Annotated in this window: 11 protein-coding genes; 6 read left to right on the plus strand and 5 right to left on the minus strand. The window is 54.0% G+C overall.

The window, feature by feature from the left end:
• Window positions 1–12 precede the first annotated feature (12 nt).
• From MFFC18_RS08490 to MFFC18_RS08500, 3 genes are all read right to left on the minus strand, one after another.
• Complete coding sequence (locus tag MFFC18_RS08490) at window positions 13–576, minus strand: RNA polymerase sigma factor (protein ID WP_075085586.1); 564 nt, start codon at window positions 574–576, stop codon at window positions 13–15.
• Window positions 577–780: 204 nt separating this feature from the next.
• On the minus strand, window positions 781–3930 hold the full coding sequence (locus MFFC18_RS08495; protein WP_075085587.1) for a protein kinase domain-containing protein: 3150 nt from the start codon (window positions 3928–3930) through the stop codon (window positions 781–783).
• On the minus strand, window positions 3923–4555 hold the full coding sequence (locus tag MFFC18_RS08500; protein WP_075085588.1) for an RNA polymerase sigma factor: 633 nt from the start codon (window positions 4553–4555) through the stop codon (window positions 3923–3925). The genes MFFC18_RS08495 and MFFC18_RS08500 overlap by 8 nt, the downstream gene beginning before the upstream one ends.
• A gap of 364 nt (window positions 4556–4919) precedes the next feature.
• Between MFFC18_RS08500 and greA the strand changes: the two genes are divergently transcribed.
• Together greA and MFFC18_RS08510 are read left to right on the plus strand one after the other, a co-directional pair.
• Window positions 4920–5381 carry a transcription elongation factor GreA gene (gene greA, locus MFFC18_RS08505; RefSeq protein WP_075085589.1) on the plus strand — a complete coding sequence of 154 codons (462 nt, stop codon included), beginning with the start codon at window positions 4920–4922 and terminating at the stop codon, window positions 5379–5381.
• Between the two features lie 286 nt (window positions 5382–5667).
• The gene (locus MFFC18_RS08510) at window positions 5668–8691 is read left to right on the plus strand and encodes a hypothetical protein (protein WP_157665203.1); all 3024 of its coding nucleotides are present in this window, start codon (window positions 5668–5670) and stop codon (window positions 8689–8691) included.
• A 145-nt stretch (window positions 8692–8836) separates the two neighbouring features.
• Here MFFC18_RS08510 and MFFC18_RS08515 read toward each other — a convergent pair whose 3' ends face one another.
• The gene (locus MFFC18_RS08515) at window positions 8837–9736 is read right to left on the minus strand and encodes a hypothetical protein (RefSeq protein WP_075085591.1); all 900 of its coding nucleotides are present in this window, start codon (window positions 9734–9736) and stop codon (window positions 8837–8839) included.
• A 315-nt stretch (window positions 9737–10051) separates the two neighbouring features.
• Between MFFC18_RS08515 and MFFC18_RS08520 the strand changes: the two genes are divergently transcribed.
• From MFFC18_RS08520 to MFFC18_RS08535, 4 genes are all read left to right on the plus strand, one after another.
• Window positions 10052–10339 carry a hypothetical protein gene (locus MFFC18_RS08520; RefSeq protein WP_075085592.1) on the plus strand — a complete coding sequence of 96 codons (288 nt, stop codon included), beginning with the start codon at window positions 10052–10054 and terminating at the stop codon, window positions 10337–10339.
• An 85-nt stretch (window positions 10340–10424) separates the two neighbouring features.
• On the plus strand, window positions 10425–10964 hold the full coding sequence (locus tag MFFC18_RS08525; RefSeq protein WP_075085593.1) for a response regulator: 540 nt from the start codon (window positions 10425–10427) through the stop codon (window positions 10962–10964).
• A 160-nt stretch (window positions 10965–11124) separates the two neighbouring features.
• Complete coding sequence (locus MFFC18_RS08530; RefSeq protein WP_075085594.1) at window positions 11125–12240, plus strand: acyltransferase family protein; 1116 nt, start codon at window positions 11125–11127, stop codon at window positions 12238–12240.
• Window positions 12241–12244: 4 nt separating this feature from the next.
• On the plus strand, window positions 12245–13831 hold the full coding sequence (locus tag MFFC18_RS08535; protein WP_075085595.1) for a hypothetical protein: 1587 nt from the start codon (window positions 12245–12247) through the stop codon (window positions 13829–13831).
• A 48-nt stretch (window positions 13832–13879) separates the two neighbouring features.
• Here MFFC18_RS08535 and MFFC18_RS08540 read toward each other — a convergent pair whose 3' ends face one another.
• On the minus strand, window positions 13880–14878 hold the full coding sequence (locus tag MFFC18_RS08540; protein ID WP_075085596.1) for an RluA family pseudouridine synthase: 999 nt from the start codon (window positions 14876–14878) through the stop codon (window positions 13880–13882).
• Window positions 14879–14954: the final 76 nt, after the last annotated feature.

The raw sequence follows: 14954 nt of genomic DNA on the forward strand, positions 1-14954 counted from the left end.
CTTGAGAAAAAACTACAGCAAACCATCAAGCGTCTCACGTAATCGCGACATTAACCTTGATTTTGCCGCGTAGACCGTCCACACGCTCAGCCCATTTTCTTTCGCCGCGATTGCTGCGGGTTGGCCTTCGAATACGTACTGCTGCAACGCCTGCCACGTCGACGCCTGGAACTCATGCCGCAACAGTTCCTTCGCCCGGGACACGAGGGCTTGCTGGTAGTTCAGGTCCCAGGTCGATTCTGCGTCTCCGGGCTGAGCGATCGACGCCAGAACACTTTGAGTCGCCGGAGTTGCTCCGATGGACTTCTTGCGTAGCTTCTCCCGATACCGGTTGAGCGTCACGGTTCGCAGCCAGCCACGAAAACTTTTGCCGGCGTCATATTTGAACGCGGGCAGCTTTTGAAACGTCAGCGTCAACACGTCCTGAACCAGATCGGCCGCGTCGTTGGTTTGCAGCCCGGTTTTCCGAGCCCAATAAAAGATCAGCGGCGTGTAGAGTTCGACAAACGTCGACCAGGCTCGCTGGTCGCTGCCAGAACGCAATCGCAAAAGCAGACTTTCTGATGTACTGTCCATCGATACAGTTTATTCGATTCGATGGAGCAATGTTGCCGCGTGTTGGATCACATTTTGGACGCCGGTCGCTTGATCGCACCAGTTGCTCGCGCAAGCGAATGGCTCTGCGGGGTTGGAAACCAGGGGTGTAGATTTTCCAACCGCCGCAGAGCGTTCGCAAATAGAATCGATGTCGGCTAAGGCAGCGATGAAGATTTCAGCGGCCTACTTCTGCATCCGTTTCAGCTTCGCAGGACTGATCCGCTGGAGCAGTTGCTCGATGTGCTGCTGCGGATTCAACCCTGCCTCTCGGTATCGTTTGACCAGCGAAACCGGAACGCGAGTGTGGATCAAATCTTCCAGTTTTGAAACGTCGAATCCGGCGTCACGATAGGCCGCGACAGAGCTTGCCGGGACACGACCGTGGGCGAACGAGCCGTACTCTTTCAAGTTCAAATCTGCGTCACGATACGACTTGAGCAATTCGACCGGGACTCTGCTTTCGATGAACACGCGGACATCCTTGATGTCAAAGTTGTTTGCGTACTCCTTGAAATCATCCGGATCAATATTCAACGCGATGTAATCCAAATTCGCATCGACATCCAGACCGGCGTTTCTCCACGACACGACGTTAACTGCGTCGACGCCCGAAAGCATCAATCGGTCAACCGTGCCTTCTTTGAGCTCCAGTTTGGCGAACGTTTTCAGCTTGCCTATCAACTCGGTTTCGTCCTCCGGCGACAGGAAAAGCTGAAGCAACAATGCGTCCGAAGCTGATTTGATTCCGTCCGATTCGAGCTTTTGGCGAAACGAATCGCTGGCAATGAATTCAAAATCTCCACTGCCGACAGAACCATCGAACGAGCCGTCGAAAACAAGTTTTCCGAACCGTTTGCTCAATTCAAAACCTTCCGGTTTGTCTTTGAGAGCGGGAGCAAAGTCATTCGAAGCGAACTGGTGCGAGTACACCCACGTCCATGTCGAGTCGTCGTGTTCGGAAATGATTTGCAAATCGAAACTCTCGTCAAAAAGTTCTCCTTTCCATTCGCCCTCGATCTCTTCGTTCCATTCTTCGCTGTCGAGATCGATCGTGAAGCGGGACGACGAAACCTTGATCGATCCATCGGTCAGGAAAAACCTTGAGTCTTCGCTTTTGCATTCTTCCAACGTGAATCGCTTGATAAATTCCTTGAACCGATCATCGTCGCGAAGACTTTTCAGGTCAGAGTCTTCTTTGATATGGCTCATGCTCAGACTTTCGGCCAGTCCGCTGTCGAGAGCCGAGTTGAGCGATTTGAATGCTGCATCCGAATTGTCGCGAAGGGCGAACACACAAGCCATGTTGTAGTTGCCAAGAGCAACGTGGTCTTTGCCGTTGGCAGATTTTTGATGCCACTCCATCGCCTCGTCGTACTTGCCCTGCATGTGCAACGCATAGCCGAGATTCAACCAGGCTTTTTCATTTTCGCCATCAATCTCCATCACTTCACGGATCATCGTGACAGCCTGTTCGTATTTCTCCTGCCCGACCATGACCATTGCTTTGTCCAACAATTCTCGCGACTGTTGGATCTCTTTCAGTTCCGCCAGGATATCCTTGAAGCGATCTGTTTCACGCAACGCTGCAAGGTCCGAGTCGTCTTTGAATTTTTCGTATCGGTCGTAGCCCGCGTCGATGGCGAGTTCCAGTTCATCCATCGCCTTTTCGGGTTCTTCAGTCAACGCATAGGCACAACCGAGGTTGTAGCGCGACATGCCGCGAAAGTGATCGTCGTCCGTTGAGATTTTGTAGTAGGCAATCGCCTGTTTGTAATTCCCTTCGTGGAAGTTCGCGTTGCCCTTTTCAAAAGCCTGTTGGCCGCTGAGTTCGTCGTCTTCCTGTGGTTCGATCACGACCAAGCCAACCTGCCCGTGTTCCTCCGACGTCACGTCGACCTGAAGCCAGTCTCGATCTGCGTCATCAACGCTCATCGGCGAAACGCTTTGCGCCAATTGTCCCTGTGCCGTGGGTGTTGCTTGATCGAAAGACTCTGCGGTGGCCCAAACTTGAGCAATCATTTCGTTGTCTTCATTCGCCGCCGTGTCAGATTGTTCCGCAGGTGGCATCAATCCGTATCCCGCCGCACCGAGCAGCAGTGCTCCGGCGAGCAACCCGCCCCAATACGTTCGGCGTCGCGGAGTTGCCGAAGCGAGCTTTTTCTTGACGACGGGCGGATGCGAAACGTCGGGCTGATGGAGGAAAAACATCTGCTTTGAAAGGACTTCATGCAGTTCCGCAGCCGACTGGAAACGATCCTCCGGTTCTTTCTCCAACAACACGTCGATGATGTCGGCGAGCGTTTTCGACGTGTTGCGATTCACTTGCCGAACCGGTGTCGGGTGGTCCTCCTGAATCCGTCGCAAAACTCCCAGCGGCGATTCGCTGCGGAACGGAAGCCGACCGGTAGCCAAAAAGTAAATCAGGCTGCCGAGCGAAAACAGATCGCTTCGATGGTCCAGTCGCTCGCCACGCGTTTGTTCCGGCGACATGTAGTTCGGCGTTCCTGTCAGCCAACCGGTTCGAGTCAGCGACGCGTCGTCTTCGGCGCGGGCCAAACCAAAGTCCGTGATCATCACCCGGTTACCGCCATCGGCGACCAGAATGTTGGCGGGTTTGATGTCGCGATGAACCAGACCTTGCGAATGAGCGGCGGTCAAGCCAGCCGAAATCTGCAACGTCATTCGCACGATTTCTTCTTCGGGAAGCGGCCCACGCTGCTCAACCAGCGTTTGCATCGATGGTCCAGCAATATAAGGCATCACGATATATGGATTCTTTCCGCTGTTTTCAACTCGGTGCACTGCGATAACATTTGGATGAATGACTCCCGCCGCAGCGCGTGCCTCATGCGCGAAACGTTGTCGTGCTGTGCCGTGGCTGGCCAGATGCGGAGCCAGCACTTTGATCGCCAGCGGACGATTGAGTTCCGCTTCATGGGCCTTGAGCACGATTCCCATTCCACCGCGACCAATTTCACGCTCAATGTCATAGTCGCCGATTCGCCCCAGCATTTCCGGATGCCTGGGAGCGTCCAGCAGCGAGTCAATAGGCCAGGACCACTGAGCCTGGTCGGAATCTTTGTCGACGTCGGAAGGCAGATCCGTCGTCTCAATACCGTTCGATCCGAGGTTGCCTTGCAATGGAACGTTCGACTTCAAAAGCTCCGGTGCCTTGTTCCAAATCGCGGACTTGGCCGCAAGTTCGTCCAGCTTGTCGCGACAGCTGCTGCACTGGTGGACGTGTTCTCCGATACGATTGGTGTGCGGAGACTCGTGCTCACCGCCCAGCATTTCCAAAAGCTCGTCCCGGCTGACGTGTTTGTCTTCAGTCATTGGATCCTTGATCTTTCTCGCAAAGCGAAAGGTTGGTTTCGTTGAGTCGCTGTTGAATCAGCTTTGACATGCGAGCCATGATGCGGGAACGTGCCACGTAAACTGCTCCGCAGTGGATTTCCAGTTGCTCGGCGACTTGCTCCACAGGAACTCCTTCGATCGTCGAAAGCCAGAACGCCTGCCAGTTGACGGGTTTGAAGGAGGACTTGAGACGCTCGGCCGCCCACTGAAAAAGTTGTCGTTCGTACTCCGCCTGAAACTCCATTGAATCAACTTTGCCAGGATCAGCGATTTGACTTACTGCCGGATCCGCGATCGGAATTCGGTGCTGTTCGTTTTGCTTTCGGCGAAGAAAATCAATGGTCAGATTTCGCGTGATGCGGTACAGCCAACCTCGAAAGGAAGACTTATCGTGATCCGGATCCCAGGATTCGATGGACCGGGCAACCCGGCTCAACACTTCCTGGGTCACTTCTGCCGCATCCGCGTACTGAAGACGATGTTTCTGAATGAAACGTTCCACCAGTGGCTGATAGATTTGCACGAACTCCGCCCAGGCTTCGTTATCGTCCCGGTCATGCATTCGCACGATAAGACTGTTTCGAGTGTCCGGGTTGGAATCCATGGTCTACTTCTGTGCCACACACCGTGGTCACATGCCTTTCTATAGGGATCTACGTGTCCAGTTGGGGAATCTTGCGCGCTTCGTTTGAAATGACTCCAAATTCCAAAATTGCCGGGTTTCCGTGCAGATAATCATAGCTTGTGGGTAGTGATGCGTCGTTTTCATCGCTTTGCAGCGCCATGGGTTGAAGTCCGCGTATTTGCGGCGAAAACACAAGCAGAACTCAATTCGTGTTGATTTATGTAGTCCAATATTCGAAAATGAAGATCTTGGCTTGGCACCGCGGAGGTGGCGAGTCGATTTTTTTTTGCCTGTTCAAAACTCAGAATCACCAATCAGGAGAGCTGCCGTGGAACGCGTCCCCATGACTCAGGAAGCTTACAACGAAAAGCAAAAAGAAGTCGAGCACCTTGAGAATGTCGTCATGCCGGAGATCGCTTCCGCTATCGCATTGGCCCGAGAAGAAGGCGACCTCAAGGAGAACGCCGAGTATCACGCCCAGCGTGAAAAGCAGGGAATGATGCAGGCGCGAATCAATCAGTTCAGAGACCGGTTGGCTCGGGCTCAGATCGTTGATCCTGCGGACGTTCCTCATGACATCGTTGCGTTCGGAGCGAAAGTCACCGTTCTCGATGTCGATATCGACGATGAGGAAATCATCACTCTCGTCGGTGACGGCGATGAAGACTACGACCAGGGAAGGTACTTGATTACGTCTCCGATCGGGCGAGGCTTGCTGGGCAAAAAAGTCGGCGAACTTGCGGAGATCGATGTTCCCAAAGGAAACTTGACCTTCAAGGTGCTTAAAATCGAATATGAGATGTAAGCCGCATTTTTTGAGGGATTTGTTATCGCAAGTTCCGATCCTGATTCGCTCAAACAACGGTCGTTCATAGCCCGAACGGGCTACTATTCCAGTCTCCAACGACTTGACTGATTCTCTTTGCCTGCTGCGCGGCGTTGCTTAACGCTTCGCATTGCCGAACCATTGTCCACAAGCCCAACACTGGACGCTTCGGGATTCGAGGAACCGTTTTCAATCTGATACGATGAACACCTGTCGATAGGGAGATTGAGGCAGTATGTGAGTAAACAGGATGATGAGATCACGGATGGAATGGTTCCATAAAGGCACGAAGCGGAAAGTGCGTCGAAAACACAAGGCAAGGCCCGGGTTTCAACGATTGGAGCCGCGACAGTTGCTCACCGTCAGTCTGCCCATCGAAGTCGCCGACTTTCGCGACGACTTTCCACGCAGAGCTGCCGCGCCGACCGAAGGTTGGGCTTATCTTTGGAACGCGCCCGCGGGCTGGAGCAATTCGAACCCGGGAAATCTGAACTCGGCCGCGATCGACAATCCCGAAACGATCTACCAACCCTTGCAACCAGCCGGTTCGCTCCTGACGCCCGATGGAGACTTGAAATTCAATGACAGTCATCCGTCGTCCGCACTCTATTTTTCTGCCACAGGCGGTCATGCCGGATCCGTGAAACAGTTGAGCTCAGGTGCTCGATACAACGGACAGGATCGCTACGCCATCGCCGCATTTACCGTGCAGGAGGCTGGCGTCTATGAGCTAACCGATAGTTTCATTCAGCTGGATGACTTGCGATCCAGTGGTCTTGAAGTTCGTGTTTTCGTGAACCGGAACAAGCCGCTGATTCTGCAGACGGTTGAAGCCAAACAACGAATCGGTTTCGATGCAAGACTCGGTTATTTGAGAGCTGGAGACACTGTCCATGTGGCGATTGGTGCGGGTGTGAACATCGCTTGGGATCATTTTCTCGTCGATTTCTCGATCGTTCGACACACCAGTCGAGTCGAGTCACTGGCCAGATTCGGCCGTGATGTGATTAGCCACAATTCTCGCTCGCCGTGGACCTACATGTGGAACGCGCCGACCGGATGGGTGGAGGGCGGACAACGCGGAAACCTGAACACGTCACCGATTGGCGCGACCAGCTCCTATCAGCCGCTTTTCGAATCTGGCGATGTGTGGGTTCCTGATCGCTCCAGCGATTCGCGTTCTCCCACTTTCAGCATGCAACTGGATTCCGACGGAGGAGCCCCCGGCGCTGCGTGGCAACAGAGTTCGTCGTTTCAGGATCGCTATCTGATCGTGAGATACACCATTCCGACCAGCGGAAATTTCGTTGTTTCCAACAGCTATTTGCGAGTCAATGATTCGCGGAGCGACGGAGTTGAAGTGGTGGTTCACAGGGAAGATGGAACGCGTGTGACAGGCGATTCGATTGTCGCCAAAGCTGGCAGCAGCAAGTCGTTTGATCTGCTGTTGGGAGATCTTTCGGCGGGCGAGCACATTTACTTTGCGTTCGGAGGTGTCAACAACGCCAACTATGACCGCTTCGAGATGGATTTCAGTATCGACCGCGTCTATCCCAGAGAGCTCCCGTTGCGCGAATTGGTACCGACCAAAGTTCTCCACGTGACGGAATTCGGAGCAACTCCAAACGATGGCTTGAATGATTGGCATGCGATCGAAGCCGCTCTGCAACAGGTCGCGAAGAACAACCAGGCAGTCGAAATTCGTCTCACGCCAGGAACCTGGGATCTGTACCCATCGAACACGCTTGAGAGCGACGAGTACTTTTTCGATTTGCTGCGATATCAGAATCTGACCTTCAACGGCATGGGCGCCGAAGTGCTGATTCACGACGACAAACGGGGTTTGTTTCGAGTGCTCGACAGCAAAAATGTTATCTTGCGAAACCTCGTCATCGACTACGCCGACAAAATTGGCGACCGGTATCGGCCTCGAACATTCACTCAGGGAATCATTCGGTCACTTGATCCGGCCGCTCGCAGCTTTGAGCTGGAAATTGATTTGGTTGGATTCATCGCTCCCGATGCGTCGTTCACCTCTGCCGCTACAGGTTCGTGGGGATACGCGGTCGATCCAAACGTCGCCGGACGGCTCAAGTTCAACAGCTGGCTCAACTATCCGACCTACGAAGTGCAAAAAGTCTCAGGAAATCGTTTTCGGATACGGACTGAATTTACCGAAGGTCTTGCCGTCGGAGATCGTTACGTGCTCCAACGACGTTACGACCATCCTTTGTTCAACGTGGCGGCCTATTCGCAACAGGTTAGTCTGATCGGAGTGCGTGCCTACACCGCGTCCAGTGTTTTCGTCAGCTCGAATTTGAGCGAAGCTCTCAATGTGATTCGCAGCAGCGTCACCATCCGACCCGACTCCGGACGTTGGAAAAGTGGCAACGCCGACGGAGTTCACGCTCAATCGAATCGGGTTGGTCCGTGGATCGAGGACAGCCGCTTTCAAGGGCTCGGCGACGACGTGATGAACTTTTATACGTTGCCCTACACGATTACCAAACGGAATAGCCTTAGAACGCTAACGCTGGCCACCATCAACCACGACACGCTGGGCAACGTCGGAAGCCGATCGTTGCGGATCGGCGATTCTTTCAAATTCGTCAATCCGCTCACAGGGGCCGTGATCCAAACTGCGCGGTTGACGGACGTCGCCGACACTCGGCAATCAGTCATCATTCAGGGGCGAACTGAAATGAGAGACATGGTTATGGTGACCTTTGATCAGGATATCAACGGAGTGGTCGTCGGAAATTCTCCAGCGGGCGAAAGCGACGGTTTTCGTAACGAAACCACGGTCTTCAATGAAGGGCTCAGCCGCGATTTTCTGGTCGAGCGAAACTATATCGCCGATTCGCGACGCTTCGGAAACTATCTAATGGCCGATAATGGCGAGCTCAACCACAACATTTACGTCGGGCTCAGCGATCAGGCGATTCTGGGGCGCAATGAGTCCGGATGGCCGTTGGGGGCGTGGCCTTCGAATGTCTCAATCCGGTCGAACTCGTTTTATGCAAATGGTTTAAGTGCGAGGTATTTGCGACAACCCCAAGTCTACGGAACGGTCGACTTTCACATGAATCGACTGCCCAACGTTTCGGTTAACCGTGATGTTAGAGAAATTCGACGATTGAAGATCGTGGACAACCACTTTCAGTATTGGCGGAAGGCGGCTGTTTCTGTGCGCAACGCGGAAGCCGTGACGATTTTGGACAATACGTTCTCCGATCCGCTGGGTAACTTCGGAAGCCCGGTGAAAGTGAAGTTCTCAACCTTCCTCTAGCGGTTTAGCTCTGGGTTGTAGGGCTTGTGCTTCGATGTTCCGCGTTGCAAAAACCTGGTGTTACACGGAGCCTGGGATTTGACCTCGCGCATGAAAAAAGCCGCCTCTTGCGAAGCGGCTTGAACGTTTCGTTCAACGCTCGAACTTATTGGCAGGGCGTGCCTTGCTCAACGATTGGAGCAGCACCTGTCGTGCCGTAAGCCGGCATGTTGATGACAGGGCTCATCATGGTTGATCCGCTGCATCCGCCGCAAGCACTCGTGAGCGATCCGGCAACGCTGCTTTGAATTCCCGCAGTGCCGTACTCGTGGCCGACCGCGTAGTTGAAATACTGGCCGCTGTTGCCACAGCCGCACTGGTCGATCGCAACGGTCGTCACAGGATAGCTAACGATCGCAGCACATTTGGACTTGCCCTTGAGCTTGCTGAACAGATTGCATCCGCCACCGCTCTTGAGTTTGTCAAACAGTCCGAATCCGCCACCAAGACCACAGCTGCTTCCGCATCCGCCGCCACAGGCGCTTCCGCATCCAGTGTTGAGGCCGAATCCGCTGAATCCGCCAAGGCCACAGCTATTGCCGCCGCCGAATCCGCAACCCTTGGAAAGGCCACATCCGCCAGCACCAGCTTTGAGTTTGCTGAACAGTTTGCATCCGCCGCCCAGTCCGCTCGCAGTTCCGCATCCGCCGCTGAAGCTGCTTCCACAGCCGCCAGTTGGATAGCCGAAGCAACCCTGGCTGCATCCGCCGCCACCGCAGCCGCCGGTTTTGCCGCAACCGCTGAACAGGCCGCATCGCTTCTTGCCCGTCACGCATGTTTCGGTGCAATAGCCTGCCCACAACGAGGCCGCTTGCTGATTCGAAATTGCACGACCGCAATTGTTGAGGCCGGTCGCTCCGACGTTGCCGTACGATGAGTATCCACCGTAGCCGCCGAAATCGACTGCGCTGTAGTTGCTGCCACAACCGCAGTCTTGGGCGTTGGCGTTGGTTGAAAGTACAAGTGCGAAGACCGCACAGGCAACCGTTAGAGTTGTTTTGATCATGTTTCTTCCTCCTGGAAAACTTCGAATTCCTGGTACCGCCCTGAATCAGGTTTATCCGTAGTTCGAATCAAGGCAGCAAAACGCTGTTTCTGATTCTGGCTCTCGGTCGGTGCCCGTATGGTTGATTCCATTCGCGCAAGTCCGTCGCACGAATTCGTGTGCTTGGAAGATCGGCGACCAAGACAACGCCTCGCAGGTTTATTCATTCCATTTGATCGAACGGCGAGAATACCAAGCCTGTTTTGTCGGACGCGGAATCGATGGCTCTCAGGGGAAGTTCTCCAGTCGTTCGGTCTGATCCCTGCCAGAACCGTCATGTCGAACGTAGCGATTCTGGCTCGCGAAAAACTGTTTCAGTTGTCACAACTGGATGCTGCAGCCCGTTTACATCAGCAACTTTCAGCCATGAACCTGTTAGGCAGCGCACTGTGCGACCGCTGCGGTTGTTCCGGCACCGGTTTTCGCGTCGATCGCAACAGGCATCATGGTCACGATCGATACAACGCGTGCCAGACGCTACGGAATGTTCCTGCGACAACGGTTGTGGGCGAGCTGAAAGTTTTTGGAAGCTTTGTCGGTCGTGACTCCGATAACGAAGGATAACTTTCGTTTTCTGTTCTGGCCTGATGGACGCAGGTCGCGCGAAAGTCGCTGATGGATTGGCGGTCACTCCACAAGGAGCCACACCGTGCGCCAGACACTGATAACACGAATCCTGATAGTCGATGCCGACGAGTTGTCGCTCGCGCTGATCCGCGCGTCGCTGGAAACTCAGGACTATCTCGCATTGTCCGCATTCGATTGCGGCAAGGCATTGGATTACGCCGCCAGTGAATCACTCGACCTTGTGATTTGCGATTGTGACATGCTGACCGACACAGGCGTGCATGTGCAGGCTCTGATTCACAGCATCCCCAGAAACGCCGACGTGCCATTTCTGTTTACCTCTTCATCGCAAAAGCCGGATGTCATCAGCCGCCGACGCGACGATCGTAACGTATTCTTTATCCGGAAACCGTTCGAACACGAAGCGTTTTTGGAGCTGGTCGAATACGCGATGTGGATGCCAAACCTGATCCGGTCTCACATCGAAAAAATGCACCTGCAACAAGGGCTAAAACGGCCGCACGTCGCGGCGTTGGCCGAGAAAAGCGTGTCCGGCGGCGGTGTCCCATTCCCATCAGTGTCCGTGCCGATGCCGGGGTTGCTGCCGAACTCCTTCCAGTGATCATCGATTCGTTCAGGTCGTGAAGTACGAAAAGTAGCTTCGCCGTTGAGTCAGTTCTGTTGCCGTCACCAAAAAGTATCTGCACACCTGTCGATACGCCCAAGCCAACTCCACCCAGTCCGCGTTTAAAAAAGCAGCACGTCACCAACGTTCAGAAACCATGTCCAGCAACCTACAACCGAATAGTGCGACTCCGACGCGAAAGCGGATTCTGGAGTTGGATGCCATTCGTGCAATCTCGTGCTTGAACTTGCTGCTGTTCCATTTCACTTGGGTCTACGCACACAAATACGGATTCACCTCACCGCTGGCGTACATGTTTCCGTACGGCAAATACGGAGTCCAATTGTTTTTTATGCTGAGCGGATTCGTCAACGTGATGACCCTGATCGGAAAGCGCACAACATCTGACTTTCTGGTCGCCCGCTGTATTCGAATTTTCCCCTCCTACTGGTTCTGCATTCTGCTGAACGTCTTGCTGTTTTCATTCATTCCATTTTTTGGGCAAGACGTCACCCTCGCAGCAACCGCCGCCAACCTTTCCACTATGCCGAAACTGTTTGGGTTCGAGAATATGGAGCCCGTCACATGGACGCTTCAGGTGGAGATGTTGTTTTACACGTTTCTGGTTTTGATGACCGCGTTTGGCGGTTGGAAGAACACGTTGCGCAACTTGATGGTCGGAACCGTCGTTTGTTTGACAGGCTGCGGTGCGATCCACTGGTTGAAAACTTCCTGGCCCGAGTCTGGATTGGGAGGAACATTGAGCGTCGTCGAACAGCTTTTCATCTTGCGTAATTTTCCGCTGTTCGTGATGGGCATGTTGCTCAACGAGATCCACAAAAATCGTGGCAATCGATGGCACAACGTCCTTGGCATTGTGTTCGCTGCGATTGTGTTTCATGTCGTCGATGTTCGCGGACACAACCCTGTCGCAACAGCGATGCTGTTCGGGATGCTGGCGTTCGCGGCGTGGGGCAAGATTCCTCCGCTGCGTTGGCGGCCGTTAGTCTACATCAGCTCAATCTCATACACGTTGTACCTGTTCCACAACAATATTGGATCGTGCTGCATCAATCAGCTGCAGGTATTTGGCTTTGGGCCTCACGTCAGCATCGTCATTGCCACCGGGCTGATGATCGCACTTGGAGCCGCGACGACGATGTGGTTCGAAGCACCGATCACGCGTTTTCTGCGAGCCAGGTACAGGGCTTTCAAGTCTGGTGCCGCGACGAATTCTGGTACCGCAACAGCCGGCTCAAAGGCAGGAGCGTAACGAAATGAAAGCTTTCGAATTGCCAACGCCGATCGTTGACTCAACTGAAACGACATCGCTCAATCCATGGGTAAAGTTCTCCATGGCAGTCGCCTGTTTGTTGGGAATCCTTGCCGTTGCCGCGTCCAACACGATCATTGATCTTGATCTGTTTCATCAGGTGTCGCTGTTTCGTGAATTCCTGGCCAACGGGGCAATGCCGATGACCGATTCGTTTGCGTACACGCCGACGCGGGAGATTGTCGTGCACCACGAATGGGGCATGGGTGCGATCCAATACTACGCCATGGAAGGCAGCGGGCTGGGCAACGCCGGATTGATGATCCTCAAATATGGTTTGGCATTTTCGATCTGCCTGGTTTGTTACGTCGTCGCACGAAAGAACGGAGCACCCTTTGCCCTGATCGTGCTGCTGTCTCCGATCGCCCTCTCGGTTGGCGGTTACATTGGTTTCACAAACGTGCGGGCTCAGGTCGTCACGCTGTTGTTTCTGGCCATCGAGTTCTGGATGTTTTCCAGCGACCGTGCCGGCAAGCGGCTTTGGTGCCTGGCCTGGATCCCGTTGATGATCGCCTGGACCAATATCCACGGCGGCGTGGTAGCGGGAGCAGCCATTTTCGCGTTTTGGGTCGGATGCCGATTCGTGGAAGCGTTGCTCGAATCGAACTTTATGGGAGCCGTTCGCGAAGGAGCCCATCGAATTGGATTGGCGTTGATCCTGCCGGTGTTGATGTGCGTGAACCCCTACGGAGCCGCCTACGTGCCGTACTTGATTCGCGCGGTCCAAATGAAACGCCCCATGATCGGAGAATGGAGCTCCATTTGGGGCAGCGGTGACACGGCGATGCTGCTGATGTTCGGACTGGCTTTGTTCGTCGCGGTGGTGGCAGCTGTAGCGATCTACAAACGCGGTTCCGGCGCGAAGAGCATTGTCAGGTTCCTGTTTCCTGTTTCGGTGATCGTTTTGACCTGGATCATGGCGTCGAAGAACATGCGTCACGTGTCCATTTTTGCCGTTGCGTGGATTTGTTACGCTCCGATGCTGCTGTCGCAAACTGAGTTTCATAAATGGGTTTTGCAGAGCGTATCCAGAAATCAGCAGGCGATCAAAAAAGCGAGTCTGGCGTTCGCGATGGTCGCATTGGCCATTTCGCTCAACGCGCGATTCTGGGCGGTCAACGTTCCCGCATTCGCCGACGATGCTCCTGTCGGATCGCCGATCTACCCCGTTCACGCGATGAATTTTCTGGAACAGGAAAATATTGGCGGGAACATGATGGTCTGGTTCAATGACGGAGCCTACGTTTCGTGGCGGATGTTCCCGCAGATCAAAGTCAGCCTCGACAGTCGCTACGAAGTGGCGTATCCCCACGGAGCCGTCGAAGAATCCGTAGCGTTTTACAATGCGGAGGACTCGTGGCGTGAAACGCTGGAGAAGTATCCGACGGACATGGTGCTGGCTCCGACGGCGACGGCGATTTGCGAAACGATGGATGAAGCGATCGCGACAGGTGAGCTTTCGTGGAAAGTGATCTACCGGGATGAGAGTTTCGTGTTGTTTCGTAAATCCGAAGCGCTGGCTGTCCAATAGAGGGCAATCGGAAATTTCGAACTCCGGCAAATTCCGAACTCCGCTTCGCTACTGAGCCAGCGATTCGAGGAACCGTTGCATCTTTTTCGGCCACGGCGTTTTGAAATTCATCGGCTTTTCGGTCGCCGGATGCTTGAACGACAGTTGCGTCGCGTGCAATGCCATGCGATGAATGCCGCTATTGTCGACGATCGGGTCGGAGCCAAACGGTCCGCGATACTTGATGTCGCCGCAGATTGGATGTCCCAGTTCTGCGAGATGAATTCGGATCTGATTCGTTCGACCTGTTTCCAAAGAGCATTCGAGTTCGCTGAAGGTCTGTTTTCCGTTGGCGTCGCTGCGTTCGAATTTTTGCAACAGCTTGAAGTGGGTCGTCGCGTGTTCGCCGATCGACGTGTCCGTTGTACTGCCTCGCAAACCGTCGCCGCGATCACGGATGAATTGTGAAGTGATCGTCTGATCCTCGATCGTGCCGGGGACCAGGGTCAGGTACTTTCGAACGGCCGCGTGCTGGGCGAACTGGTGAATGATTTTGGTTTGCGATTCCTTGTTGCGAGCGAAAACCAACAGACCGCTGGAATCGCGATCGATGCGGTGGACGGGAAACATCCTTGGCAAGTGAAGATTGTTCTTTTCAGTTTTGCGTTTTGCCGCCGCGTGCTCGCCAATCAACCGCGGGACGCATTCGTCGAGTGTCGGCTGGCGATTCTTCTTGTCCCACGACCAGTTCAGATCCGAGCTTCTTCGCAAAGTCACCATGCCGGAAGGTTTTTCGACGATGATGACTTCCGCATCGACGTGGTGAATCTTTACGTCCTGATCGGTCGGCGGAGCAGGAAAAGGTTGCTCGTGGACCGTAATGACTTCGCCGCGAGCCAGTTTTCTGGCTTCATCGATACACAGCACGCCTCCGACCGCGATGCGTCGACTGTAGAGGATTCGTTTCGCGGTGGACCAGGACGGTTTGTCCGGCAAATGTTGTCGCAGTGCTTTGACGACCGAATCGCGATCGTCGTTGGCAATGGTGATGGTTTGTTGGATGGTCATAGATGGATGTTGAATTTGGTGGATTGTTCGTGCTGAAGTTTTGATGTTGGGGAAAGTGGGAGGCTCGATGCTGATG

The sequence above is a fragment of the Mariniblastus fucicola genome (genome assembly GCF_008087665.1).
Lineage (GTDB): Bacteria > Planctomycetota > Planctomycetia > Pirellulales > Pirellulaceae > Mariniblastus > Mariniblastus fucicola.

What these genes read in the sequence shown, in the direction of transcription:
- MFFC18_RS08490 (WP_075085586.1), bottom strand. Translation starts at nt 576, where the DNA reads ATGGACAGTACATCAGAAAGTCTGCTTTTGCGATTGCGTTCTGGCAGC.
- MFFC18_RS08495 (WP_075085587.1), bottom strand. Translation starts at nt 3,930, where the DNA reads ATGACTGAAGACAAACACGTCAGCCGGGACGAGCTTTTGGAAATGCTG.
- MFFC18_RS08500 (WP_075085588.1), bottom strand. Translation starts at nt 4,555, where the DNA reads ATGGATTCCAACCCGGACACTCGAAACAGTCTTATCGTGCGAATGCAT.
- greA (WP_075085589.1), top strand. Translation starts at nt 4,920, where the DNA reads ATGACTCAGGAAGCTTACAACGAAAAGCAAAAAGAAGTCGAGCACCTT.
- MFFC18_RS08510 (WP_157665203.1), top strand. Translation starts at nt 5,668, where the DNA reads ATGGAATGGTTCCATAAAGGCACGAAGCGGAAAGTGCGTCGAAAACAC.
- MFFC18_RS08515 (WP_075085591.1), bottom strand. Translation starts at nt 9,736, where the DNA reads ATGATCAAAACAACTCTAACGGTTGCCTGTGCGGTCTTCGCACTTGTA.
- MFFC18_RS08520 (WP_075085592.1), top strand. Translation starts at nt 10,052, where the DNA reads ATGTCGAACGTAGCGATTCTGGCTCGCGAAAAACTGTTTCAGTTGTCA.
- MFFC18_RS08530 (WP_075085594.1), top strand. Translation starts at nt 11,125, where the DNA reads ATGTCCAGCAACCTACAACCGAATAGTGCGACTCCGACGCGAAAGCGG.
- MFFC18_RS08535 (WP_075085595.1), top strand. Translation starts at nt 12,245, where the DNA reads ATGAAAGCTTTCGAATTGCCAACGCCGATCGTTGACTCAACTGAAACG.
- MFFC18_RS08540 (WP_075085596.1), bottom strand. Translation starts at nt 14,878, where the DNA reads ATGACCATCCAACAAACCATCACCATTGCCAACGACGATCGCGATTCG.